Origin of the sequence: Bordetella ansorpii (assembly GCF_900078705.1) — a bacterium.
GTDB lineage: Bacteria > Pseudomonadota > Gammaproteobacteria > Burkholderiales > Burkholderiaceae_B > Bordetella > Bordetella ansorpii_A.
The window spans coordinates 1,068,525-1,092,124 of the sequence record NZ_FKIF01000007.1 but is presented as its reverse complement, the minus strand read 5'-3'; the positions used below and the strand labels follow the sequence as shown (position 1 = coordinate 1,092,124).

19 protein-coding genes are annotated in these 23,600 nt (G+C 68.9%); 14 read left to right on the top strand and 5 right to left on the bottom strand.

Translation table 11 applies throughout. From position 1 onward, the window contains the following. Positions 1–71: 71 nt before the first annotated feature. From nirB to A6745_RS20555, 6 genes are all read left to right on the top strand, one after another. Complete coding sequence (gene nirB, locus A6745_RS20580) at positions 72–2,633, top strand: nitrite reductase large subunit NirB (protein WP_197488198.1); 2,562 nt, start codon at positions 72–74, stop codon at positions 2,631–2,633. Next, entirely contained in the window at positions 2,633–2,992 is a 360-nt protein-coding gene (nirD, locus tag A6745_RS20575; RefSeq protein WP_066131261.1) for a nitrite reductase small subunit NirD, read from the top strand. Before nirB ends, nirD begins: the two co-directional genes overlap by 1 nt. A gap of 34 nt (positions 2,993–3,026) precedes the next feature. Next, entirely contained in the window at positions 3,027–3,839 is an 813-nt protein-coding gene (locus A6745_RS20570; protein WP_066131260.1) for a formate/nitrite transporter family protein, read from the top strand. A 28-nt stretch (positions 3,840–3,867) separates the two neighbouring features. Beyond that, positions 3,868–4,635, top strand: coding sequence for a uroporphyrinogen-III C-methyltransferase (gene cobA, locus A6745_RS20565; RefSeq protein ID WP_066131258.1), 768 nt, complete (start codon positions 3,868–3,870; stop codon positions 4,633–4,635). Between the two features lie 31 nt (positions 4,636–4,666). Next, positions 4,667–5,917, top strand: coding sequence for a nitrate- and nitrite sensing domain-containing protein (locus A6745_RS20560; RefSeq protein WP_066131255.1), 1,251 nt, complete (start codon positions 4,667–4,669; stop codon positions 5,915–5,917). A gap of 254 nt (positions 5,918–6,171) precedes the next feature. After that, complete coding sequence (locus tag A6745_RS20555) at positions 6,172–6,735, top strand: fasciclin domain-containing protein (RefSeq protein WP_066131252.1); 564 nt, start codon at positions 6,172–6,174, stop codon at positions 6,733–6,735. Between the two features lie 83 nt (positions 6,736–6,818). Here the strand turns inward: A6745_RS20555 and A6745_RS20550 are convergent, their stop codons facing one another. Together A6745_RS20550 and A6745_RS20545 are read right to left on the bottom strand one after the other, a co-directional pair. Beyond that, positions 6,819–8,291 (bottom strand): NAD-dependent succinate-semialdehyde dehydrogenase, encoded by a 1,473-nt coding sequence (locus A6745_RS20550; RefSeq protein ID WP_066131249.1) that lies wholly within the window; start codon positions 8,289–8,291, stop codon positions 6,819–6,821. Between the two features lie 244 nt (positions 8,292–8,535). After that, positions 8,536–9,792, bottom strand: a complete 1,257-nt coding sequence (locus A6745_RS20545) for a 4-aminobutyrate--2-oxoglutarate transaminase (RefSeq protein ID WP_066131246.1) — start codon at positions 9,790–9,792, stop codon at positions 8,536–8,538. 140 nt (positions 9,793–9,932) lie between these two features. Here A6745_RS20545 and pdxR point away from each other — a divergent pair, with 140 nt between their 5' ends. Beyond that, positions 9,933–11,435, top strand: coding sequence for a MocR-like pyridoxine biosynthesis transcription factor PdxR (gene pdxR, locus A6745_RS20540; protein ID WP_407922743.1), 1,503 nt, complete (start codon positions 9,933–9,935; stop codon positions 11,433–11,435). Between the two features lie 40 nt (positions 11,436–11,475). Here the strand turns inward: pdxR and A6745_RS20535 are convergent, their stop codons facing one another. Further along, positions 11,476–11,976, bottom strand: coding sequence for a hypothetical protein (locus tag A6745_RS20535; RefSeq protein WP_066131243.1), 501 nt, complete (start codon positions 11,974–11,976; stop codon positions 11,476–11,478). 172 nt (positions 11,977–12,148) lie between these two features. Then, the gene (locus A6745_RS20530; RefSeq protein WP_066131241.1) at positions 12,149–13,042 is read right to left on the bottom strand and encodes a DUF72 domain-containing protein; all 894 of its coding nucleotides are present in this window, start codon (positions 13,040–13,042) and stop codon (positions 12,149–12,151) included. Positions 13,043–13,180: 138 nt separating this feature from the next. On the opposite strand from A6745_RS20530, the gene A6745_RS20525 reads away from it, so the two are divergent. Both A6745_RS20525 and A6745_RS20520 read left to right on the top strand, forming a co-directional pair. Further along, on the top strand, positions 13,181–15,283 hold the full coding sequence (locus tag A6745_RS20525) for an ATP-dependent helicase (protein WP_066131238.1): 2,103 nt from the start codon (positions 13,181–13,183) through the stop codon (positions 15,281–15,283). Between the two features lie 143 nt (positions 15,284–15,426). Continuing rightward, on the top strand, positions 15,427–16,446 hold the full coding sequence (locus tag A6745_RS20520; RefSeq protein WP_066131235.1) for a magnesium and cobalt transport protein CorA: 1,020 nt from the start codon (positions 15,427–15,429) through the stop codon (positions 16,444–16,446). Positions 16,447–16,518: 72 nt separating this feature from the next. On the opposite strand, the gene A6745_RS20515 is transcribed toward A6745_RS20520, so the two are convergent. Then, a complete protein-coding gene (locus A6745_RS20515; RefSeq protein WP_066131233.1) occupies positions 16,519–17,415 on the bottom strand; it encodes a LysR family transcriptional regulator in 897 nt (298 codons plus the stop codon). Positions 17,416–17,527: 112 nt separating this feature from the next. On the opposite strand from A6745_RS20515, the gene A6745_RS20510 reads away from it, so the two are divergent. The 5 genes from A6745_RS20510 to A6745_RS20490 all read left to right on the top strand — a co-directional run bounded on the left by A6745_RS20510 (position 17,528) and on the right by A6745_RS20490 (position 23,587). Beyond that, positions 17,528–18,523 (top strand): Bug family tripartite tricarboxylate transporter substrate binding protein, encoded by a 996-nt coding sequence (locus A6745_RS20510; protein ID WP_066131231.1) that lies wholly within the window; start codon positions 17,528–17,530, stop codon positions 18,521–18,523. Between the two features lie 38 nt (positions 18,524–18,561). Beyond that, positions 18,562–19,527 carry a 2-hydroxyacid dehydrogenase gene (locus A6745_RS20505; RefSeq protein WP_066131228.1) on the top strand — a complete coding sequence of 322 codons (966 nt, stop codon included), beginning with the start codon at positions 18,562–18,564 and terminating at the stop codon, positions 19,525–19,527. Between the two features lie 145 nt (positions 19,528–19,672). Further along, positions 19,673–20,314, top strand: a complete 642-nt coding sequence (locus tag A6745_RS20500) for a thermonuclease family protein (protein WP_066131225.1) — start codon at positions 19,673–19,675, stop codon at positions 20,312–20,314. A gap of 61 nt (positions 20,315–20,375) precedes the next feature. Further along, positions 20,376–22,613, top strand: coding sequence for an ABC transporter substrate-binding protein (locus A6745_RS20495; RefSeq protein WP_066131222.1), 2,238 nt, complete (start codon positions 20,376–20,378; stop codon positions 22,611–22,613). Continuing rightward, positions 22,610–23,587, top strand: a complete 978-nt coding sequence (locus A6745_RS20490) for an ABC transporter permease (RefSeq protein ID WP_066131219.1) — start codon at positions 22,610–22,612, stop codon at positions 23,585–23,587. The genes A6745_RS20495 and A6745_RS20490 overlap by 4 nt, the downstream gene beginning before the upstream one ends. Positions 23,588–23,600 lie beyond the last annotated feature (13 nt).

The following is a 23,600-nucleotide window of genomic DNA, read 5'->3' as shown; positions in this document are numbered from 1 at the left end:
GGGCGCCCCATGACCCTCCAGGTCTCGGGCGCCTTTGTGTTTTTCAGGGGCCGCACACCACGGAAGCCGCCATGAAAGACATGACATCCGCATCGCCCCTGCAAACCCTGATCGTGATCGGCAACGGCATGGTCGGCCATCATTGCGTCGAGCAACTGGTGGCGCAGGGCGCGCTGGCCCGCTACCGCATCGAGGTGTTCGGCGAAGAGCCGCAACGCGCCTACGATCGCGTGCACCTGTCCGAGTACCTGTCCGGCCGCGATGCCGAGTCGATGGGCATGGGCGACGGCACGCTGTATCAGACGCCAGGCGTGACGCTGCACCTGAACACCCGTGTGCAGGAGATCGACCGCGCGCGACACGAGGTGGTCACGGCCAGCGGCCGGCATGCCTACGACAAGCTGGTGATGGCCACGGGCTCATTCCCCTTCGTGCCGCCCATCGCGGGCGTCGAAGAGCCCGAGGCACGCTTGGTCTATCGCACGCTGGAAGACCTGGACGCCATCCGCACGGCGGCCGCCGGCGCGCGCCGCGGCGTGGTGGTGGGCGGCGGCCTGCTGGGCCTGGAAGCCGCCAACGCATTGCGCGCGCTGGGCCTGGAGGCCCACGTGGTGGAATTCGCGCCGCGCCTGATGCCGGTGCAGCTGGACGAGGCGGGCGGGCAGGCATTGCGCGCCCGCATCGAGGCGCTGGGCGTGCAGGTGCACGTCTCGCGCGCCACCGAGACCATCAAGCCGGGCGTGCGCTACCGCTATCGGCTGAACTTCGCGGGCGGCGAGGCGCTGGAGACGGATCTGGTCGTGTTCTCGGCGGGCATCCGCCCGCGCGACGGCCTGGCGCGCACGGCGGGCCTGGCGGTGGGCGAGCGCGGCGGCATCGTCATCGACGGCGATTGCCGGACCAGCGACGCCGACATCCACGCCATCGGCGAATGCGCGTTGTGGAACGGCATGGTGTATGGCCTGGTGGCGCCGGGCTACCAGATGGCGCGCACCGTGGCGGCGATCCTGTGCGAACAGCCGGCGCAGCCTTTCGCGGGCGCCGACATGTCCACCAAGCTGAAGCTGCTGGGCGTGGACGTGGGCTCCATCGGCGACGCGCATGGCGCCACGCCGGGCGCGCGCAGCTATCGCTACGTGGACGAAGTGAATGCCGGCTACCGCCGCCTGGTGGTGTCCGAGGACGGCAAGCGCGTGCTGGGCGCGGTGCTGGTGGGCGACAACAGCTACTACGACACGCTGCTGCAGTACGTGCAGAACGGCATCGCGCCGCCGGCCGACCCCGCTGGCCTGATCCTGCCGCGCGGCGCCGATACGCCCGTGCTGGGCCCCGCCGCGCTGCCCGCCACGGCCACCATCTGCTCGTGCCACAACGTCAGCAAGGCGGCCGTGTGCTCGGCCATCGACGAGGGCTGTACGGATCTGGCGGGCGTGAAGGCCTGCACCAGGGCGGGCACCGGCTGCGGCGGCTGCGCGGCATTGCTCAAGCAGGTGTTCGAGCACGAACTGTCCGCGCGCGGCGTGGCGGTGGACAAGAGCCTGTGCGAGCACTTCGCCTATACGCGGCAGGAGCTCTATCACTTCGTGCGCGTGGAGGGCATCGAGTCGTTCGAGCAACTGCTGGCCGCGCATGGCCGTGGCCACGTGGGCTGCGACATCTGCAAGCCCGCGGTGGCGTCGATCCTGGCCTCGTGCTGGAACCGCCCGATCCAGGACCCGTTGCTGGTGCCGCTGCAGGACACCAACGACACCTTCATGGCCAACATGCAGAAGAACGGCACCTATTCGGTGGTGCCGCGCATCCCGGGCGGCGAGGTGACGCCCGACGGGCTGATCGCCATCGGCGCCGTGGCCAAGAAGTACCAGCTGTACACCAAGATCACGGGCGGCCAGCGCATCGATCTGTTCGGCGCGCAGCTGCACGAGCTGCCGGACATCTGGGCCGAGCTGATCGCGGCGGGCTTCGAGACCGGCCATGCCTACGGCAAGTCGACCCGCACGGTGAAATCCTGCGTGGGCAGCACCTGGTGCCGCTACGGCGTACAGGACAGCGTGGCCATGGCGCTGCGCATCGAACACCGCTACAAGGGCCTGCGCGCGCCGCACAAGCTGAAGTTCGCGGTGTCGGGCTGCACGCGCGAATGCGCCGAGGCCCAGAGCAAGGACATCGGCGTGATCGCCACCGAGCGCGGCTGGAACCTGTACGTGTGCGGCAACGGCGGCATGCGGCCGCGCCACGCCGAACTGTTCGCCACCGATCTCGACGACGAGACGCTGATCCGCCTGATCGACCGCGTGCTGATGCTGTACATCCGCACGGCCGACAAGCTGCAGCGCACCTCGGTGTGGCGCGAGTCGCTGGACGGCGGACTGGACTACCTGAAGGACGTAGTGGTGCACGACAGCCTGGGGCTGGCGGCCGAGCTGGAGTCGCAGATGCAACTGGTGGTGGACCGCTACGAATGCGAGTGGGCCAACGCCATCAACGATCCCGAGAAGCTCAAGCGTTTCCGCACCTTCGTCAACGACCGGCGCGGGGACCCCGACGTCCAGTTCGTGGAGGAACGCGGCCAGCGCCGCCCCGCCACGGCCGCCGAGGCCCGCCGCATTCCCATCGCCGTGGAGCAACTGTGATGACCGCAACCCTGCAACGTTCCGACGTCCAGGCCTCGTGGCGCACCGTGTGCCAGCGCGCCGATCTCGTGGCCAATTCCGGCGTGGTCGCCTGGGTGGATGGCGCGCAGGTGGCGCTGTTCTATCTGCCGCGGGAAGGCGATGCCGTCTATGCCGTGGATCACCGCGATCCCAAGTCGGGCGCCAACGTGATCGGCCGCGGCATCGTGGGGCACCTGGCCGGCGCGCTGGTCGTGGCCTCGCCACTCTACAAGCAGCATTTCCGCCTGGCGGACGGCAGCTGTGTCGAGTTCCCCGAGCAGCGGTTGCGCGTATGGCCCGCGCGCATCACGGGCGACGCGGTCGAGATCGCGGCCTGATTCATCCCTTCATCGAAGCACCGAGGAATCCAATATGTCCTATATCGTTCCCGCCGAATTCGTCACCAAGATGGTCGACGCAGGCGAATCCAAGCTGCACATGGGCACCCGTGACGCGCTGCTGCGCGCCTACATGGCGGGCGCCATCCTGGCGCTGGCCGCCGTGTTCGCCGTCACGGTCACGGTGCAGACCGGCTCGCCCATCCTGGGCGCCGCGCTGTTCCCCGTCGGCTTCTGCATGCTGTACCTGATGGGGTTCGACCTGCTGACCGGCGTGTTCGTGCTGACGCCGCTGGCGCTGTTCGAGAAGCGGCCCGGCATCACGGCCGGCGTGATCCTGCGCCACTGGGGCGTGGTGTTCCTGGGCAATTTCGCAGGCGCGCTGACGGTGGCGCTGATGATGGCCATCGTTTTCACCTACGGCTTCGCGGCGCCGGTGAACAAGGTGGGCGAGGTCATCTCGCACATCGGCGAGAACCGTACGCTGGGCTACAAGGAGTACGGCGCGGCGGGCATGCTGACCATCTTCATCCGTGGCGTGCTGTGCAACTGGATGGTGTCGCTGGGCGTGGTGGGCGCGATGATCTCGACCTCCGTCAGCGGCAAGGTCATCGCCATGTGGATGCCCATCATGCTGTTCTTCGCCATGGGCTTCGAGCATTCGGTGGTCAACATGTTCCTGTTCCCCTCGGCGCTCATCATGGGCGGCCAGTTCTCCATCATGGACTACCTGATCTGGAACGAGCTGCCCGTGGTGCTGGGCAACATGGTGGGCGGCATCTCGCTGACCGGCCTGACGCTGTACGCCACCCACATGAAGACCGCGCCCAAGCGCAGCTTCGGCTGATCGCCCGCACAGAACCAGGAATACGACCATGGAAACCTCCGTCTGGCTCATCGGCGCCGGCCCCGGCGATCCAGAACTGCTGACGCTGCGCGCGGTGAAGGCGTTGCAGCGCGCCCAGGTCGTGCTGGTGGACGACCTGGTGAATCCCGAGGTGCTGGAATTCTGCCCCGGCGCCCGCGTGATCCGCGTGGGCAAGCGCGGCGGCTGCCGCTCCACGCCGCAGGACTTCATCCAGCGCCTGATGCTGCGCTATGCCCGCCAGGGCCTGCGCGTGGCGCGCCTGAAGGGCGGCGATCCCTGTATCTTCGGCCGGGGCGGCGAAGAGGCCGAGTGGCTGACGCGCCACGGCGTGGCCTGCGAAGTGATCAACGGCATCACTTCGGGCCTGGCCGCGGCCACCGCCGCCGGCATTCCATTGACCCTGCGCGGCGCGGCCCGTGGCGTCACGCTGGTCACGGCGCATACCGAGGACGGCAGCGAGCTGGCCTGGCAGGCGCTGGCGCAAGGCGGCACCACGCTGGTGGTGTACATGGGCGTGGCGCGGCTGGCCGCCGTGGCGGATGCCTTGCTGGCCGGCGGCCTGTCCGGCGATACTGCGGTGGCCATGATCGAACGCGCCTCGCTGCCCGACCAGCGTGTCTGCCGTTCGACCCTGGCCGCGATGGCGGCCGACGCCCAGGCTTTCGCCCTGCAAAGCCCCGCCATCCTGGTGATCGGCGAGGTGGCCGCCTGCCAGATGTCCGGCATCGCGCCGCAGGATATCGACGCCCGGGCGGGGGCGCGCAAACAGGCTTGAACCCAGGGGTAGTCTCATGAGCAGAGGGGCCATGCGGCCGGCATTGCGGTTTCTGCTGGCGGCGCGGCAGTCCGAGCTGCACGGGCTGGAGCAGCTATCGCATACCTGCCAGTTCGTCTCGCTGGTGGGCGAGCTGGTGCACGCGCTCCAGAAGGAACGCGGTTATTCGATCCTGACGCTGTGCCAGGACCGCGCCGACCTGCTGCCCGCCCTGGATGCCTATACGCGCGGCGCCGAATCCGGCGAGGCGCGCATGCGGGGGTTCCTGGACAGCGTGTTGGCGCGCGGCAGCGAGCAGCCGGGCCGCGCGCGCTTGTACAGTTGTATCGCCTATGCGCTGTACCGGCTGGACGAGTTGCCTGACTTGCGGTGGCGCGTGCGCCAGCGAAAGCTGGACGCACAGGGCGCCAGCCTGGCCTTCACGCGCCTGGTCTCCAGCCTGCTGGCGGTGGTGTTCGAGGCCGCCGATGCGTCGCTGGATGCGGGCATCACGCGCCTGCTGGTGGCGTTGCTGAACTTCATGCAGGGCAAGGAACTGAGCGGGCAGGAGCGCGCTTACGGCGTGATGGGATACACCGCGGGGTATTTCACCGAGGCGCAGAAGGTCCAGATGGCCGAATTCGCGGCGGGGCAGCAGCGCTGCTTCGAGGTGTTCGGCGAATGCGCGCCCGCCGACGTGATGCCGGCCTGGCAGCAGGTGCAACCGCACACGGAAAAGGTGCAGCAACTGCGCGGCATGGCGCGGCAGACCCATGCGGGCCAGGCGCTGGATCCGGGGCTGGCCGAGTTGTGGTTCGAGTTATGCACCGCCCGCATCGACGCGATGGCGCCGGTGGAGCAGGGCCTGGCCGACACGCTGGCGCGCCAGTGCGCGCAGCGCATCGAGGCTGCGCGCGCCGAGCGCGACAATCACCGCTCGCTGCTGGACCAGTTCGCGCAGCATGTGGGCGGCCAGTCGCCCGCCATGCTGTTCAACGTGCAGCGCCGCGTGCTGGACCTGCCGCCGGAAGACGGCGTGGCCGGCGGCATCGAGCGTTCGATGCTGGACATGCTGCAGGACCAGGCCGCGCGCATGCGGCAGGCCGACCAGGCGCTGGCGCAGGCCCGCGGCGCGCTGGACGAGCGCAAGCGCATCGAGCGCGCCAAGTGGTTGCTGGTGCAGAAGCACGGCCTGACCGAACCGGCCGCGCACGAACGCCTGCAGCGCGCCGCGATGGAGAGCGGGATGTCGCTGGCCGAAGTGGCGCGGCAGGTGCTGGATCAGCCGGCGGGACGGCGCTGAGCATCCGGCATCCTGCCCGCCAGCCGGGCGGCTGGGTCTCCTCGCCGCAAGCCTGGCCGCCGCGTTTCCGGGGCCTTCATCTCCCGCTGCACGGGGCCGCCACCCGCTGTGGCCGGCCCTGGCGCGGGTGATCGATGCCTGGAGGCACCAGGACGGGCGCTTCTCATCGCCGGAAATTTTTTCGCCTCCGTGCATCCGGGCGGGCGGCTGCCTCGTATATACGCAGGCAGTCCCAACCCCCCTAGGAGCCTGTCATGAAGCGATTTTTCCGTTATGCCGTGCTTTCCGCCATCCTGGCCGTTCCCGCCGTCCAGGCCGCGCAGATGGATCAAACAGTAATGGTTGGTGGCCAGTCGATGCTGCCGTCGAAGGATATCGTCGACAATGCCGTGAACTCGAAGGATCACACCACGTTGGTCGCCGCCGTCAAGGCAGCGGGCCTGGTGGATACGCTGAAGGGCAAGGGGCCGTTCACGGTCTTCGCGCCCACCGACGCGGCGTTCGGCAAGCTGCCCGCCGGCACCGTGGATACGCTGGTCAAGCCCGAGAGCAAGGCGGCCCTGACCAAGATCCTGACCTATCACGTGGTGGCCGGGAAATACGATTTCAAGGCGCTGGCCGCGGGCGTCAAGAAGAGCGCCAAGCACACGATGGAGCTGACCACGGTCAGCGGCGGCAAGCTGTGGGTGATGCAGAATGGCCCGCACAATCTCACCGTCAAGGACGAGAAGGGCGGCGTCGCCAACATCAGCACCTACGACGTCTACCAGTCCAACGGCGTCATCCAGGTCATCGATACGGTGCTGATGCCGAAGTGATGGCGGGCGGGCAGGGGGCGTGCCCTTGCCCGCGCTGTCCGCCTCATGGCCGGCGCGTGTCCGCGCCGGCCTTTCGCCGTGAATCAGCCTTTCGCGCCCAGATCCAGGCACAGGTACTTGGCCTCGACGTACTCCTCGATGCCGTACTTCGAGCCTTCGCGGCCCAGGCCCGACTGCTTCACGCCACCGAACGGACCGACCTCGTTCGAGATGATGCCGGTGTTGATGCCGACGATGCCGTACTCCAGCGCTTCCGACACGCGCCACACGCGGGCGTAGTCGCGCGTGTAGAAATACGCGGCCAGGCCGAAGATGGTGTCGTTGGCCATCTTCAGTACTTCGTCTTCCGCCTCGAAGCGGAACAGCGGGGCCACCGGGCCGAAGGTTTCTTCCGTCGCCACCTTCATCTGCTGCGTCACGTCGCGCAGGATGGTCGGCTCGAAGAAGGTGCCGCCCAGCTTGTGCGGCTTGCCGCCGGCGATGACCGACGCGCCCTTGGACGTGGCGTCCTCGATGTGCTCCTTCACCTTGTCCACGGCGGCCTGGTCGATCAGCGGGCCTTGCGTCACGCCCTGCTCGAAACCGTCGCCGACCTTCATGGCGTTGACCTTGGCGACCAGGCGCCGGGCCAGGTCGTCGTACACGGCATCGTGCACGTAGATGCGGTTGGCGCACACGCAGGTCTGGCCGGCGTTGCGGTACTTCGAGGCCAGGATGCCGTCCACGGCCGCGTCCAGGTCGGCGTCGTCGAACACGATGAACGGCGCGTTGCCGCCCAGTTCCAGCGACAGCTTCTTGATGGTCGGGGCGCATTGCTCCATCAGCGTGCGGCCCACTTCCGTCGAGCCCGTGAAGCTCAGCTTGCGCACGACGTCGCTGTCGCACAGCGCCGCGCCGATGTCGCGCGAGCTGCCGGTGATGACGTGGAACACGCCCTTGGGCACGCCGGCCTCCTCGGCCAGCACGGCCAGGGCCAGCGCCGTCAGCGGGGTCTGCTGGGCGGGCTTGACGATCATGGTGCAGCCGGCCGCCAGCGCGGGGCCGGCCTTGCGGGTGATCATCGCGGCCGGGAAGTTCCACGGCGTGATGGCCGCAGTGACGCCGATGGGCTGCTTCAGCACCAGCAGGCGCTGGCCGGCCTTGGGGCTTTGCAGCACGTCGCCGTCGATGCGCTTGGCTTCCTCGCCGAACCACTCCAGGAAAGAGGCGGCATAGGCGATCTCGCCCGCGGCTTCGGTCACGGGCTTGCCCTGTTCGGCGGTCATGATGGCGGCCAGGTCCTGCTGGTGGGCCATCATCAGTTGCGACCACTTCAGCAGCACGGCGGCGCGTTCCTTGCCGGTCTTGGCGGCCCAGGCGGGCAGGGCGGCGGCGGCGCTGGCGATGGCCTGCTCGGTTTCCTTGCGGCCCAGCTTGGGCACGGACACGATGGTCTTGCCGGTGGACGGGTTGTCCACGGCGATGCGGTCGCCGGCGGCGGCGACCCATTGGCCGTCGAGGTAGCAGGCGTCGCGCAGCAGGTCGGGACGCTTGAGCGTGAGGGAAGACTGAGTCATGAAAACTCCTTCGGAATCGGGGACGGGCGGCGCGCCCGCGATGCGGGGCGCGCCGTCATCGAGAGGGTAAGGCGCAGCAAGCGTTGTGCCTGTCGCGGCTGGGGATCAGCAGGGCCGCCACTCGGGCCGCCACTCGGGCCGCCACTCGGGCCGCCACTCGGGCCGCCGCCCGGCCGCGCCCGGTCCGGCCGGGCAGCCGCCAGCGGGAGGGGCCATTGCGGGCGGGCGGCCCGCCGGGCTGCGATCAGCCCTTCAGTGCGTCGGCCAGGATGTCCAGCGCGCGCGCGAATTGGGCGTCGGGAATCGTCAGCGGGTACAGGAAGCGCAGCACGTTGCCGTACACGCCGCAGCTCAGCAGGATCAGGCCCTGCTGCATGGCGCGGGCCTGCACGCGCTTGACGGCCTCGGCGTCCGGCTTGCCGTCCGCGTCGACCAGTTCGACGGCGACCATCGAGCCCAGGCCGCGCACGTCGGCGATGCCGGGCACCTCCTTGCGCACGCTGTCCAGGCGGCCCATCAGTTGCTCGCCCAGGCGGGCCGAGCGTTCGCACAGCTTCTCTTCCTCGATCACGTCCAGCACGGCCAGCGCGGCGGCCACGGACAGCGCGTTGCCGGCGTAGGTGCCGCCCAGGCCGCCGGGGGCCGGGCCGTCCATCACCTCGGCGCGGCCGACCACGCCCGAGATGGGCATGCCGCCGCCCAGGCTCTTGGCGATAGTCATCAAGTCGGGCTTGACGTCATGGTGCTGCATGGCGAACAGCTTGCCGGTGCGGGCGAAGCCGGTCTGCACCTCGTCGGCGATCAGCAGGATGCCGTGCTCGTCGCACACGCGGCGCAGTTCGCGCATCAGTTCGGGCGGGGCCACGTTGAAGCCGCCTTCGCCCTGCACGGGTTCCAGGATGATGGCGGCCACGCGCTTGGGATCGATGTCCGTCTTGAACAGCATCTCCAGCGCCTTGATCGACTCGGCCACGGTGACGTCGGCGCCGGGGAAGGGCGCGTGGAAGATCTCGGCCGGCATCGGGCCGAACGACAGCTTGTACGGGGCGACCTTGCCGGTCAGCGCCATGCCCAGCAGCGTGCGGCCGTGGAAGGCGCCGCCGAAGGCGATGACGCCCGAGCGGCCGGTGTACGAACGCGCGATCTTCACGGCGTTCTCGACGGCTTCGGCGCCGGTCGTGAAGAACGCGGTCTTGGCCGGGCCGTCGATGGGAGCCAGCGCGTTGATGCGCTCGGCCAGCGCCACGTAGCCTTCGTACGGCACGATCTGGTAGGCGGTGTGCGTGAATTGCTGCAACTGCGCGGCCACGGCGGCCTGCACCTTGGGATGCAGGTGGCCGGTGTTCAGCACGGCGATGCCGCCGGCGAAGTCGATGTATTCGCGGCCCTCGGCGTCCCACAGCGTGGCGTTCTCGGCGCGCACGGCGTAGAAGTCGCACATCACGCCCACGCCGCGCGGGGTGGCCTGGGCACGGCGGGTGTTCAGTTCCTGGTTCTTCATGATCGATCTCGATAGGGGGATATTCGTGCCGTTGCCACGGCGTGGTGGCGGGCGCCAGTCGCGGCGCCCGTGATACGAAATATTTAATGCTAAGATGGCCCTATCCAAAGGAACCACTTTGGCTTATCAGGTAGAACCAATTGAGATCCATCGTCGGCGACCTGCTGCTGTTGCGCCTGGGCGATGCGGCGGATGGTCCCATGAACCAGCGGCTGTACCGCGGCCTGCGCGAAGCCATCCTGGACGGCACCATTGCCGCCGATACGCGGTTGCCCGGCACGCGCGACCTGTCGGCCGAACTGAACATCGCCCGCAACACCGTCGTGCACGTCTACGCGCAACTGCAGGCCGAGGGCTATACGCGCAGCCGGCAGGGCAACGGCACCTTCGTCACCGACACGCTGCCCGAGTCGTACCTGTCCAGCGGCCGCCGCGCCCGCCGCGCGGCGTCCTTGGCCAGCCGGCCGGCCTTGTCCGAGCGCGGCGCGCGCATCGTCGACGGCGTGTCGGCCTCGCCCTTCCAATGGGGCGCCTTCATGCCGGGGGTGCCCGACGTCACCGAGTTTCCGCACCAGAAGTTCGGCCGCATCGTCAGCGGGCTGTGGCGCCGCCCGCCGCCCGAGCTGCTGAGTTATTCGTATGGCGGCGGCCTGCCCGCGCTGCGCGAGGCGCTGGCGCAGTATCTGGCGCTGACGCGCTCGGTGGATTGCGACCCCGAGCAGATCCTCATCACCGAAGGGTCGCACCAGGCCATCGACCTGGCCACGCGCCTGCTGGGGGGCGCGGGCGACCTGGCCTGGATCGAGAATCCGGGCTATTGGGGCGCGCGCTCGGTGCTGTCGGCCAACGGCATCCGCGTCGAGCCGCAGCCGGTGGATGAAGAGGGCATGCGCGTGCCGACCGATCCGGTGGCCGTGCCGCCGCGTTTCGTGTTCGTCACGCCCTCGCACCAGTATCCGCTGGGGCCGGTGATGTCGCTGGCGCGGCGCCGCCAGTTATTGGCGCTGGCGCGCAGTTGGGGCAGTTGGATCATCGAGGACGACTACGACAGCGAGTTCCGCTTCACGGGCCGGCCCATTCCGTCGCTGCAGGGGCTGGAGCCGGACGCGCCCGTCATCTACCTGGGCACCTTCAGCAAGACCATGTATCCGGGCCTGCGGCTGGGCTATCTGGTGCTGCCGCGCGCGCTGGTGCCGGCCTTCCAGGCCGCGCATGCCGAGCTGTACCGCGAGGGCCACCTGATGACGCACGCGGCCGTGGCCGCCTTCATCGCCGAGGGCCATTACGCCGCGCACGTGCGGCGCATGCGCATGCTGTATGGCCGCCGGCGCGCCATGCTGGTCAACCTGATCGACCGGCGCCTGGGCCCGGAATGGCTGCATCGCGATTCCAGCGACGCGGGCCTGCACCTGGTGCTGAACCTGCCCGATGACCTGTCCGACCAGAAGGTGGTGCAGGCCGCGCACGAACGCGGCGTGCTGACAAGGCCGCTGTCGCGCTACTACGCGGGCGACCAGGCCCCGCGCCAGGGGCTGCTGATGGGATATGCGTGCGTGCCGGACAGCCAGATCGCGCGCAAGTTCGAGGTGGTGCTGGACAGCCTGACGGCGGTGGCCAGGCAGGGGAAGGCGCGGCAGGGATGACGGGCTCGGCCGTCCGGCCCAGATGCTCCTGCCTTCATCATCAGCCCTGTTTCCCGAAGCCGCCGCTGGCCCACTCCGACGCGCGCTGCACGCTCAGCTTGTAGGTCGGCGCCACGCGGGTCTGGGCCAGTTGCTCGCCCAATTCGTCGTAGGCGCTCAGCACGGCATACGGCTCGTCTTCGTCGGGAACGATATCGAGCTTGACGGTCAGGCGGCCGGCCTCGGCATCGATCTTCACGCTTTTGTGCAAGGTGGCGTGCAACTGCTGCTCGTGGCGGCGCAGCACTTCGTTGGCGGTCTTGACCAACGTGTGGAAGGCGGGCGTGTCCAACGGCTTGGGATTCTTCTTGTCGCGGCCCATGGTCCAGGGGCCGACCAAGGCGGGTTCGGCGTGTCCGTCCAGGGTCATCGCGACCGCCCAGCCGTCATCGTCCTCGTTCTTGATGATCCTGGCGGTCCAGCCGTCGTCGCGCCAAAGCGTGGGGCTGTGTTCCTTGAGGTCTTCGGATACGTCGGTATCCGGTACATGTTCGTCATTCACTGCGGTACGGCTCCTGGATGTGTTCCGCCGGCAGCCTTCGGGCTGGCGGGTTCGATTGCGATGGCCGGCTCGGCTGGCCAGCCGGCACTGTAGCCCAAGGCTTGCGGGGAGTTCTGGCAACACGTGACACCCGTGGCGCCCGGGTTGCCGGCGCCCAGGGCAGGCCGTTCGCTCATACCGCCGCCAGCGCCGCCGCCAGTCCCGCGGCGTTGCGCATGCCATGGTCTTCGTAATTGGTGTTGAACAGCGCCTGCGTGCGCTTGGCGTTCCGTGCCAGCTTCCTGACGCGCGCGGCCAGGTCGGCCAGCTCCGCGGGCGTGTACACGTACTGGAAGCGCGAGGAGGAGGCCGGGCCGTTGGCGTTCCAGGCCGCGGCGTTGCGGCCGTGCAGGCGCACCACGGCCAGGTCGGGATGCGTGGCCTCCCACACCGCGGGCACGGTGTTGTCCATGCCCTGCGGCGCATCCACCACGGTGTGCGCCACGCCCAGGTCGCGTTGCAGGGCCAGCGTGGCCTGGGTGGCCTCGGGCCCATCGAACCAGCTGACATGGCGGAACTCGGCGGCCATCGGCAGGCCCTCCATGCGCCGCGCGCAGTCGCGCAACCGCGCGATGCCGCGTGCATCATGCTTCACCCAGGGCGGGAACTGGAAGTGCACGGCGCCCAGCTTGCCGGCCATGCGCAGCGGTTCCACCGCCAGGATGAAGCGGCGCCACAACTCGTCCCGCCAATGCTCGGGCAACTGGTCGCCGTACAGCGATGCTGGCGCATCGGGCCAGTCGCGGCGCAGGTCGGCCGGCAGCGCCTGCAAGGGGATGCGATGGCCCGTGAAGGCGCGGAACGCCTTCATGTTGAAGATGAAATCACGCGGGGTACGCTGCGCCCACAGATACGCCGTGTGCGGGTCGGGCAGGGCGTAGTGGCTGGAGTCGACCTCGACCGTGCCGAACCGTGCGGCATAGTGGCGCAGCCGCGATTCGGCGTCGTTGGCGTGCGGGGGATAGAAACGGCCGCAGGCCAGCAGCGTCGGGTCGGTCCAGGAGGCGGTGCCGGTAAGGATGGTCATGGCGAGGAAAGCGGCCGGGCCGAAGGCATGAGACGTGCGGCGTTCGGTACCATGTCTGTCGCTGGACCGTCCACGGCGCCGTTACGGATTTCTGTATGAATATACAGTACTCTTGCGGCTGGCTTTCCGTTATTTCCCATGTCCGACCACGATTCCACCGGCGCCGGCCAGGCGCGCCCCGACCCCCTCGCCGACCTGAACCCGGCCCAGCGCGAGGCCGCCGAGTACGGCGCCGGCCCGGACGGTCCGGGCCAGGCGCTGCTGGTCATCGCCGGCGCCGGGTCGGGCAAGACCAGCACGCTGGCGCATCGCGTGGCGCATCTGGTGCTCAATGGCGCCGACCCGCAGCGCATGCTGCTGCTGACCTTCTCGCGCCGCGCCGCGCAGGAAATGGAGCGCCGCGTGGGCGGCGTGCTGCGCCGCGCGATGAACCTGGGCGCCAGCCAATCCGCGCCACCCCTGCCGTGGTCGGGCACTTTCCACAGCGTGGGCGCGCGCCTGCTGCGCGAATATGCCCAGCGCATCGCCCTGTCCGAAACCTTCACCGTGCACGACCGGGGCGACGCCGAAGACCTGATGGGCATGGTGCGCCACGAACTGGGCATGTCGGCCACCAGCGAACGCTTTCCGCTCAAGGGCACCTGCCTGTCGATCTACTCGCGCGCGGTCAACAGCCAGGCGCCGGTCGGCGAGGTGCTGGCCAAGGTCTTCCCTTGGTGCGCCCAGTGGGAAGACCACTTGAAGCGCCTGTTCCGCGCCTACGTGCAGGCCAAGCAGGCGCAGCAGGCGCTGGATTACGACGACCTGCTGCTGTATTGGGCCGAGATGATGCGCGACCCGGGCCTGGCGCGCGAGGCCGGCGAGCGCTTCGATCACGTGCTGGTCGACGAATACCAGGACACCAACCGATTGCAGGCCGACATCCTGCGGGCCCTCAAGCCCGAGGGGCGCGGCCTGACGGTGGTGGGCGACGATGCGCAGGCCATCTATTCCTTCCGCGCGGCCACGGTGCGCAACATCCTGGATTTTCCGAAGCAGTTCCCGTCGGGCGCGCACGTGCTCACGCTGGAGCGCAACTACCGCTCCACGCAGCCCATCCTGGACGCGTCCAACGCGGTGATCGGCCTGGCGCCCGAGCGCTACGCCAAGCAGCTCTGGACCGATCGCGCCTCGTCGCAGAAGCCGGAATTGGTCACGGTGTCCGACGAGGCCGGACAGGCGCGCTGGGTGGCCGACCAGGTGCTGGCGCTGCGCGAGGGCGGGGCCACCCTGAAGTCGCAGGCGGCCCTGTTCCGCGCGGCCAGCCACAGCGCCGCGCTGGAACTCGAACTGACCCGCCGCAACATTCCCTTCGTGAAGTTCGGCGGCCTGAAATTCCTGGAGGCCGCGCACGTGAAGGACCTGCTGTCCATCCTGCGCTGGGCCGAGAATCCGCGTTCGCGCATGGCGGGCTTTCGCGTGGCGCAACTGCTGCCCGGCATCGGCCCCGCCACGGCGGGCCGCCTGATGGATGAGCTGGCGCAATCCGCGGAACCCGTCGAGGCCATGCGCGCCTTCAAGCCCGGCGCCGGCGCGCGCGACGAATGGACGGCCTTCGTGCAGGTCTATGCCGCGCTGCGTGCGCCGGGCGAACACTGGCCCGGCGACGTCGACGTGGCGCTGCGCTGGTATGGCGGGCAGATCGAGCGGCTGTACGACGGCGACGCGGCCATGCGCCGCGCCGACCTGGAGCAACTGTCCCGCATCGCCATGGGCTACCCCACGCGCGAACGTTTCCTGACCGAACTGACGCTGGACCCGCCCAACGCCACCAGCGACCAGTCCGGCGCGCCGCTGCGCGACGAGGACTACATGATCCTGTCCACCATCCACTCGGCCAAGGGCCAGGAGTGGCGCGCGGTGTACGTGCTGAACGCGGTGGACGGCTGCATCCCGTCGGACATGAGCACCGGCGACAGCGACGAGATCGAGGAAGAGCGCCGCCTGCTGTACGTGGCCATGACGCGGGCGCGCGAACGCCTGCAGGTCATCGTGCCGCAGCGTTTCTACGTGCACCAGCAGAACGGCATGGGCGACCGCCACGTGTATGCCTCGCGCACGCGCTTCATTCCGCAGGCGATGATGCCGCTGTTCGAGCATCTGCCCAAGCCGCCCGACCTGCCGCACGATCGCGGCAAGCGGGTCAAGCCCGATGCCCCGGTCGTGGACCTGGCCAGCCGCATGCGCGGCATGTTCTCGTAAGGCTTTCGCTGACGGCTTCCTGAGCGTGCAGGCTCGGGCTGGGCGTGCCCGCGCCGCCGCACTATCATGGTGCTGGCGGGCCGCGTCATGCCCCGGCGCCGATGGAGGCGCCCGCGCGGCGCCGCCTTACTCAAGGAACTCCGATGCAGCAGGACGCCTCAGCCGGCCAGAACGCCAATCCGCCCGACCCGGTCACCAGCGTGGTGGCCTCGGTGCTTTATGTCGACGGCCGCCGGGAGCGCGACGTGCCGCTGGAAGACGTGCGCCAGTACGCGGGCCACAGAGACAAGATGCTCTGGATCGGCTTGCGCAATCCCAGTTCCGAGGTGCTGGCGCAAGTGGTCGGTTCCCTGGGGGCCTGTAGCAAGAACGTCGAGGAAATGCTCGAGCCGCACCGGCGCGCCAAGATCCTGGATTATGGCGACATGGTGCTGGTGGTGGCTCCGACGGTCGAGCTCGACAATCAACGCCCCGTATTCGGCGAAACGCAGTTGCTGATCGGCAGCGGCTTCCTCGTGACGGTGCGGCGCGGCGCCATATCCCCGCACACCACGCTGCGCGAGCGCCTGGAGGCCGTGCCCGACCTGCTGCGGCGCGGCAGCGACTATGTGGCGTCGGAAGTGCTCGACCTGTTGGCCGACCGCTATCTGGCGGCCGTCACCAAGTTCGAATCCGTCGTCGAGCATGCCGAGCAGAAGCTGCTGATCCGCGGCGCCAAGGATGCCGACATCCGCAAGCTGTACCGCCAGCGGCGCGACCTGCTGCGCATGCACACGCTGATCGCGCCCATGACCGAGATCTGCCGCCGCCTGGCGCGGGTCGAGATGCCGGCGGTCGACATCCACGCGCGGCCGTATTTCGGCGAGGTGGCCGACCGTATCCAGCGCATCGACGAACTGATCAACGCGCTGCGCGAGGCGCTGGCCTTCGCCTTCGAAGCCAGCCAGATGATCGCGCAGGCCTCGCAGAACGACACCACGCGCAGGCTGGCGTCCTGGGCGGCCATCCTGGCGGTGCCCACGGCGGTGGCGGGTATCTACGGCATGAACTTCGAGTACATGCCCGAACTGAAATGGCAATGGGGCTATCCGCTGACGCTGTCGATGATCGCGGCGGCGTGCGGGGTGCTGTATTGGCGGTTTCGGAAGTCGGGGTGGTTGTAGGCTCCGACGCGAAGCGCCCCGCGCGGCAAGGGCCGAGCGCGGCACGGGCATGGCGGCGCGCCAGGACTGCGCCTAATCCTGGGACAGCTTGGGCGTGATGCCCGCCACATGCGTGAGAAACGCCGCCACCGCCGGATTGTCGTGCCGGCTGCGCCACGCCAGGTACAGATCGGCATGCAAGGTCTGCCGCGCCAGGGGCCGGTATTCCACGCCTTCCAGCCGCAGTTCGCGCGCCGAATCGGGCACCAGTCCATAGCCCAGCCCGGCCCGCACCATCGCCACCAGCGTGTGCGTCTGGCCGGCCTGCTGCACATAGTGCGGCTGCACGTCGGCCAGTCCCAATGCGCCCACCACGCGGTCATGGAAATATCGGCCTTCGTTGGGGGAATACAGGATCAAGGGCTGCTGGTGCAGCGCCGACAGCGGCACGGCGTCGTAGCGGCCCAGCGGCGAGCCGGCCGGCAGGGCCAGGATCATGGGCTCGCGCTCGATCAGGTGCGTGCGCAGGTGCTGGTGCGGCGGCAGATGGCGCGCCAGCACGACGTCCAGTTCGCCCGCCAGCAACAGCCGCCCCAGGTCGGCGGACACCATCTCGCGCAGGCGGATGCCCACCTCGGGCAGGGCCTGGCGCGCGCGCATCAGCAGCGAGGGCACCAGCCGGTAGGCCGCCACCGCCGTGAAACCCAGGGTCAGTTCTCCCGCTTCGCCATCGGCGGTGCGGCGCGCGGTCTGCATCGTGCGCGCGGCCAGGTCCAGCAGGTGGCGGGCGTCGCGCAGCAGGCGGGCGCCGGCGGCGGTCAGCGTCACGCTGCGGCTGCTGCGCTCGAACAGTTGCACCTGCAGGTCCTGTTCCAGCAGCTGGATCTGGCGGCTGAGTGGGGGCTGCGTCATGCGCAGCCGCGCGGCGGCGCGGCCGAAGTGCAGCTCTTCGGCCACCGCCACGAAGCAGGAAAGCTGACGCAGGTCCATTGATGCATTCCTTGTATTGATCGATGCTATTTGTAGCTCAAAGCGCATCGATGCGCATTTCATTCCTAGAATTTCCAACAGGCGCGACGATGCGCCATGAAAAAGGAAAATCATGGAGACAACACAGAAAACGTTCCGCGCCCGCCGTGGCCTGCTGGCTGCCGCTGCCGCCGCTGCGTTGGCGCTGCCCCTGGGCGCCCAGGCCGCCGGCAGCTTCCCCGACCATCCCATCACGCTGGTCGTGCCGTTCTCGCCGGGCGGAGGCACCGACATCGCCGCGCGCATCCTGGCCACCCGCATGGGCCAGAAGCTGGGCCAGTCGGTGGTGGTCGACAACCGTGCCGGCGCGGGCGGGCAGATCGCCGCCGACATGGTGGCGCGCGCCGCGCCGGACGGCTACACGCTGCTGTTCGCCAATTCGGGCATGCTGGCCATCAATCCCTGGCTGTACGACCTGCGCAGCGACCCCGCCACGTCGTTCGCGCCGGTGTCGCTGTTCGCCGACCTGCCGTTCGCGCTGGTCGTGGCGCCATCGGTCAAGGCCAGCAGCGTGCAGGAGCTGATCGCGCTGGCCAAGGCCAGGCCGGGCGAGCGCACCTTCGCCAGTTCCGGCACGGGCGGCGCGCCGCACCTGACCGGCGAGATCTTCCAGCAGGCCACCGGCACCCAGCTGACGCACGTGCCGTACAAGGGTGGCGGTCCCGCCATGACCGACCTAATGGCCGGCCGCGTCGACATGCTGTTCGCCTCCATCCTGGAAGTCAGCCCCTACGTGAAGGCCGGCAAGCTGCGCGCGCTGGCCATCACCGGCCCCGACCGCTCGCCCACGCTGCCGGACGTGCCCACCATCGACCAGGCCGGCGTGCGCAACGCGCAGGGCGGGTCGTGGACGGCCGTGATGGCGCCCGCCGATACGCCGCGTCCCGTCGTGGACAAGCTGTCGGCCCTGGTGCGCGAGATCGCCGCCGAGCCGGACATCGTGCAGAAGCTGGTCGCGCAGGGCGCCGTGGCGCACGGCTCCACGCCCGCCGAGGTCGCCAGGCTTGCCGCCAGCGAGCGCGCGCGCTACGGTGAGATCATCAAGGCCCGTGGCTTGAAGGCCCAATAGTTTGCACCGCTCATACAGCAACCCCACCCGAAGCACCCATGACTGATACTGCATCGACCCGAGACATCGACCTGCTGATGGTCGGCCCCCTGGCGCCCGCGCTGATCGACGACATCGGCAGCCGCTACCGCCTGCACCGCTTGTGGGAGGCCGCGGACCGCGCCGCCTTCCTGCGCCGGCACGGCGCCGCCATCCGCGGCATCGTGACCAGCGGCCGCTTCGGCGCCGACCGGGCGCTGATCGAAAGCCTGCCGAAGCTGGAGGTCATCAACAGTTTCGGCGTGGGTTACGACCCGATCGACGTGGATGCCGCGCGGGAACGCAACGTCGTCGTCACGAACACGCCCGGCGTCCTGGACGAATGCGTGGCGGATACGGCCCTGGCGTTGATGCTGGCCGTGCCGCGCCGCATCGCCGAGGCCGACCGCTACGTGCGCGAAGGCCGTTGGCCCGAGGCCAGCTTCGGCCTTGGGCGCAAGGTCACCGGCAAGCGCTGCGGCATCGTCGGCCTGGGCAACATCGGCCGCCAGATCGCCGCGCGCGCCGAGGCGTTCGCCATGCCCGTGGCGTATTGCAACCGCAGTCCGCGCCCCGACGCGCCCGACCGCTACCGCTATTACGCCGATCCGGCGGAACTGGCCGCCAACAGCGACTTCCTGGTGCTGGCCTTGCCGGGCGGCGCCCACACGCGCCACCTCGTCGATGCGCGCGTGCTGAAGGCGCTGGGCAGCCAGGGCTACCTGATCAATGTGGCGCGCGGCACGGTGGTGGACGAACAGGCGCTGGTGAGCGCCCTGCAGCACGGCGAGATCGCGGGCGCCGGCCTGGACGTGTTCGAGCACGAACCCCAGGTGCCGCAGGCCCTGATCGACTCGGACCGCACGGTGCTGCTGCCGCACATCGGCAGCGGCACCGCCGAGACCCGGGATGCCATGGGCGACCTGCTGCTGGCCAACCTGGACGGCTGGTTCAGCAGCCGGACGGCGCGTACCGCGGTGGCGTGACGGGCAGGGCCGTCCGGCCCAAGGGACACAGGGTGGAGGCCGCGCCTTCGGTGTGATGCGTTCGCCACCTCCCTGCCTCGCGCGGCCGCTGGGCGCGGCCGGGCTTGTGGCAAACTGCGGGCGATTCCAGCCTGCAGAGCCTTCCGTGTCCCGACCTCCCGCTTCCCGGCCCGGCCGCCGCGGCCGTAACCGCAATCTCAGCATCGGCGGCGCCGTGGCCGCGCTGGTCCTGACCCTGGCGGGCACGTTGCTGCACCGCTATCTGCCGTCGGGCGACCGCGCCGAGGCGCCCGCGCGCGGCAGCCAGCAGCAACGCGGCGAGCCCTATACCCTGCGCGGCCAGGTCTCCGACGTGGCCGACGGCGATACCGTCACCCTGGCCACCGCCCAGGGCCCCCGCAAGATCCGCCTGGACAGCATCGACGCGCCCGAGACCGGCCACGGTCCGGGCCAGCCCGGCCAGCCCTTCGGCGAGGCATCGCGCAAGCACCTGGCCAGCATGGTGGCGGGCCGCCGCCTGTCGGCCACCTGCTTCGAAAGCGACCCGTACGACCGCCACGTCTGCACGCTGAACCTGGAGGATGGCTCGTCGGCCAACCGCGCCCAGGTGTCCTCCGGCTACGCCTGGGCCTACACCGCGCGGCGCGGCGCCTACCTGCGCGACAAGGAAATGACCCGCCTGCAGAAAGTCGCCCGCGAGGCGCGCCAGGGCCTGTGGTCGCAGCCCGGCGCAATCGAACCCTGGAAGTGGCGCTATGACTGCTGGAGGCAGCGCCAGTGCGGCTAGAACCCGCAAACGAAATGGTGTTTGCTATTCTGTGCGGCTGCATGCTCATGGGGGCGTTTTCATGATCGGTCGCTTGTGGCGATACACCGTTGCGGTGCTCTTGGCGCTGCTCATGGCCGCCTGCTCGCGGGAAAACCCCATCAACAGCCCCTATGCCGCCGACGCGCTGGCGCAGAACACGCTGTATACGGCGTTCGTCAGCCGTTCGCCGAAGTACCTGGACCCGGCCAGCTCTTATTCCGTCGACGAGACGCCCTATACCTACAACATCTACGAGCCGCTGTACGGATACCACTATCTGAAGCGGCCTTACGAGCTGGTGCCGCGCGCGGCCGCGTCCATCGATCCGCCCCGTTACGTCGATGCACAGGGCCAGGAACTGCCGGCCGACGCGCCGGGCGAACGGATCGCCGAAAGCGTCTACGACATCAAGATCCGGCCCGGCGTGCGCTATCAGCCGCACCCCGCCTTCGCGCGCAAGGAGGATGGCGGCTACGCGTATTTCCCGCTGGCGCCCGGCGAGCTGGACGAGAAGTTCGCCATCCCCGACTTCCCAAGGACGGGCACGCGCGAGCTGTCCGCCAACGACTACGTCTACGCTTTCCGCCGCCTGGCCAGCCCGCGCGTGGTGTCGCCCATCTATTCGCTGCTGGCCAATTACGTGGTCGGCATGGAGGACTACGGCGCCGCCCTGCGCAAGCGCGACCAGGCGCAGCGCGCCGGCCTGCCGCCGGGCACGCGCGACCTGCCCTGGATGGACCTGCGCGAGCAGGGCTTCGACGGCGTGCAGGCACTGGACGACCACACGCTGCGCATCCGCATCAAGGGCAAGTACCCGCAGTTCAAGTACTGGCTTGCCATGACCTTCACGGCGCCGGTGCCCTGGGAGGCCGACCGCTTCTACAGCCAGCCCGGCATGGCCTCGCACGACCTGTCGCTGAACACCTGGCCGGTGGGCACGGGCCCGTACATGCTGGCCGAGTCCATCACCAACCGGCGCCACGTGCTGGCGCGCAATCCCAATTTCCACGGCGAGGCCTATCCCTGCGAGGGCGAACCCGCCGACCGCGAGCAGGGTCTGCTGGCCGACTGCGGCAAGCCGACGCCCTTCATCGACCGCATCGTCTTCAACATCGAGAAGGAAGCGGTGCCGTTGACGGGCAAGTTCCTGCAGGGCTACTACGACATCCCGCAGGTCGAGCGCGGCGAGTACGGCGTGGCCATGCGCGTGGCGGCGGGCGATTCGGCCGAGAAGGCCGAGCTGTACCGCGACCACGGCATCCATCTGCCGTCCACCGTCGAGACTTCCAACTGGTACATGGGCTTCAACTGGCTCGATCCGGTGGTCGGCAAGGGCGACACGCCCGAGCAGCAGGACAAGAACCGCAAGCTGCGCCAGGCGGTCAGCATCGCGTTCGACTGGGAAGAATACGTGGCGGTCTTCGAGAACAGCCAGGCCCAGGTGGCGCATGGCCCGGTGCCGCCGGGCGTGGTGGGCTTCCAGGAGCTGCCGGCGGGCTACAACCCCGTGGTGTACGACCTGGTCGACGGCAAGCCGCGGCGCAAGTCGCTGGACGAGGCGAAGCAACTGCTGGCCGAGGCCGGCTACCCCGACGGCCGCAACGCCCGGACCGGCCAGCCGCTGGTGCTGTACTACGACGCCATGAGCGGCGCGGGCGGCAATCCGCAGTTCGACTGGATGCGCCGCCAACTGGCCAAGATCGGCATCCAGATGGATGTGCGCTCCACCGACTACAACCGCTTCCAGGACAAGATGCGGCGCGGCGCGGCGCAGATCTTCCTGTGGGGCTGGAACGCCGACTACCCCGACGCCGAGAATTTCCTGTTCCTGCTGTACGGGCCGAATTCCAAGGTGAAGGACGGCGGCGAGAATGCCGCCAACTATTCCAACCCCGAGTTCGACAGGCTGTTCGAGCAGATGAAGTTCCTGGACGATGGCCCCGAGAAGGCGGCGCTGGTGGGGCGCATGGTCGAGATCGTGCGGCGCGATTCGCCATGGATGTTCGGCTACTTCCCGCTGTCGGGGGGCGCCTATCAGCAGTGGGTGGGCAACGCCAAGCCCACGCAGATGGTGCGCAACACCCTGCAGTACCTGAAGATCGATCCGGCCTTGCGCGTGCGCAAGATCGACGAATGGAACCGCCCGGTCTGGTGGCCGGTGCTGCTGCTGGTGGCGTTGCTGGCCCTGGCCATATGGCCGTCGCTGGTGGCGCTGCGCCGCCGTGAACGCCAGACCGCCCTGCAAACGGCGGCCGCGTCCGAGGAGTCCCGCAAATGATCGCCTACGTCATCCGCCGCCTGCTCTACGGCGCGCTGATCCTGGTGGGGGTCAACCTCTTCACCTTCGTGCTGTTCTTCGCGGTCAATACGCCCGACGACATGGCGCGCCTGGCCATCGGCGGCCAGCGCATCAGCCAGGACGCCATCGAGAAGTGGAAGGTCGACCACGGCTACGACAAGCCGCTGTTCCTGAATACCGGGCAGGAAGGTGCGGCCAGGTATACCGACACCGTGTTCTATCAGCGATCGGTGCCGCTGTTGGCCATGGAGTTCGGGCCTTCCGACGGCGGCCGCGACATCGGCCGCGAGATCCGCACGCGCATGTGGCCCAGCCTGGCGCTGGCCGTGCCCACCTTCGTATTGGGCCTGCTGGCCAGCGTGGCGTTCTCGGTGATGTTGGTGTATTTCCGCACCACGCGGCTCGATTTCTGGGGCGTGGTGCTGTGCGTGGTGATGCTGTCGATTTCCAGCCTGTTCTATATCATCGCGGGGCAATGGCTGTTCTCGAAGCTGCTGCGGCTGGTGCCGTACTCGGGCTTCTCTTACGGGCTGGACATGGTCAAGTTCCTGGCGTTGCCGGTGCTGGTGGCCATCGTCGCGCGGCTGGGGCCCGAGGCGCGCTTCTACCGCACGCTGTTCCTTGAAGAGATCGGCAAGGATTACGTGCGCACCGCGCGCGCCAAGGGCCTGACCGAACGCACCGTGCTGTTCCGCCACGTGCTGCGCAACGCCATGCTGCCCATTCTCACCGGCACCGTGTCGGCCATTCCGCTGCTGTTCATGGGCAGCCTGATCGCCGAGTCGTTCTTCGGCATCCCGGGGCTGGGCAGCTACACCATCGACGCCATCAGCGCGCAGGATTTCTCCATCGTGCGCGCCATGGTGTTCCTGGGCTCGGTGCTGTACATCATCGGCCTGATCCTGGCCGATATCTCGTACACCCTGGCCGACCCGCGCGTCCGTTTCGAGTAGCAGGGCCTAATCC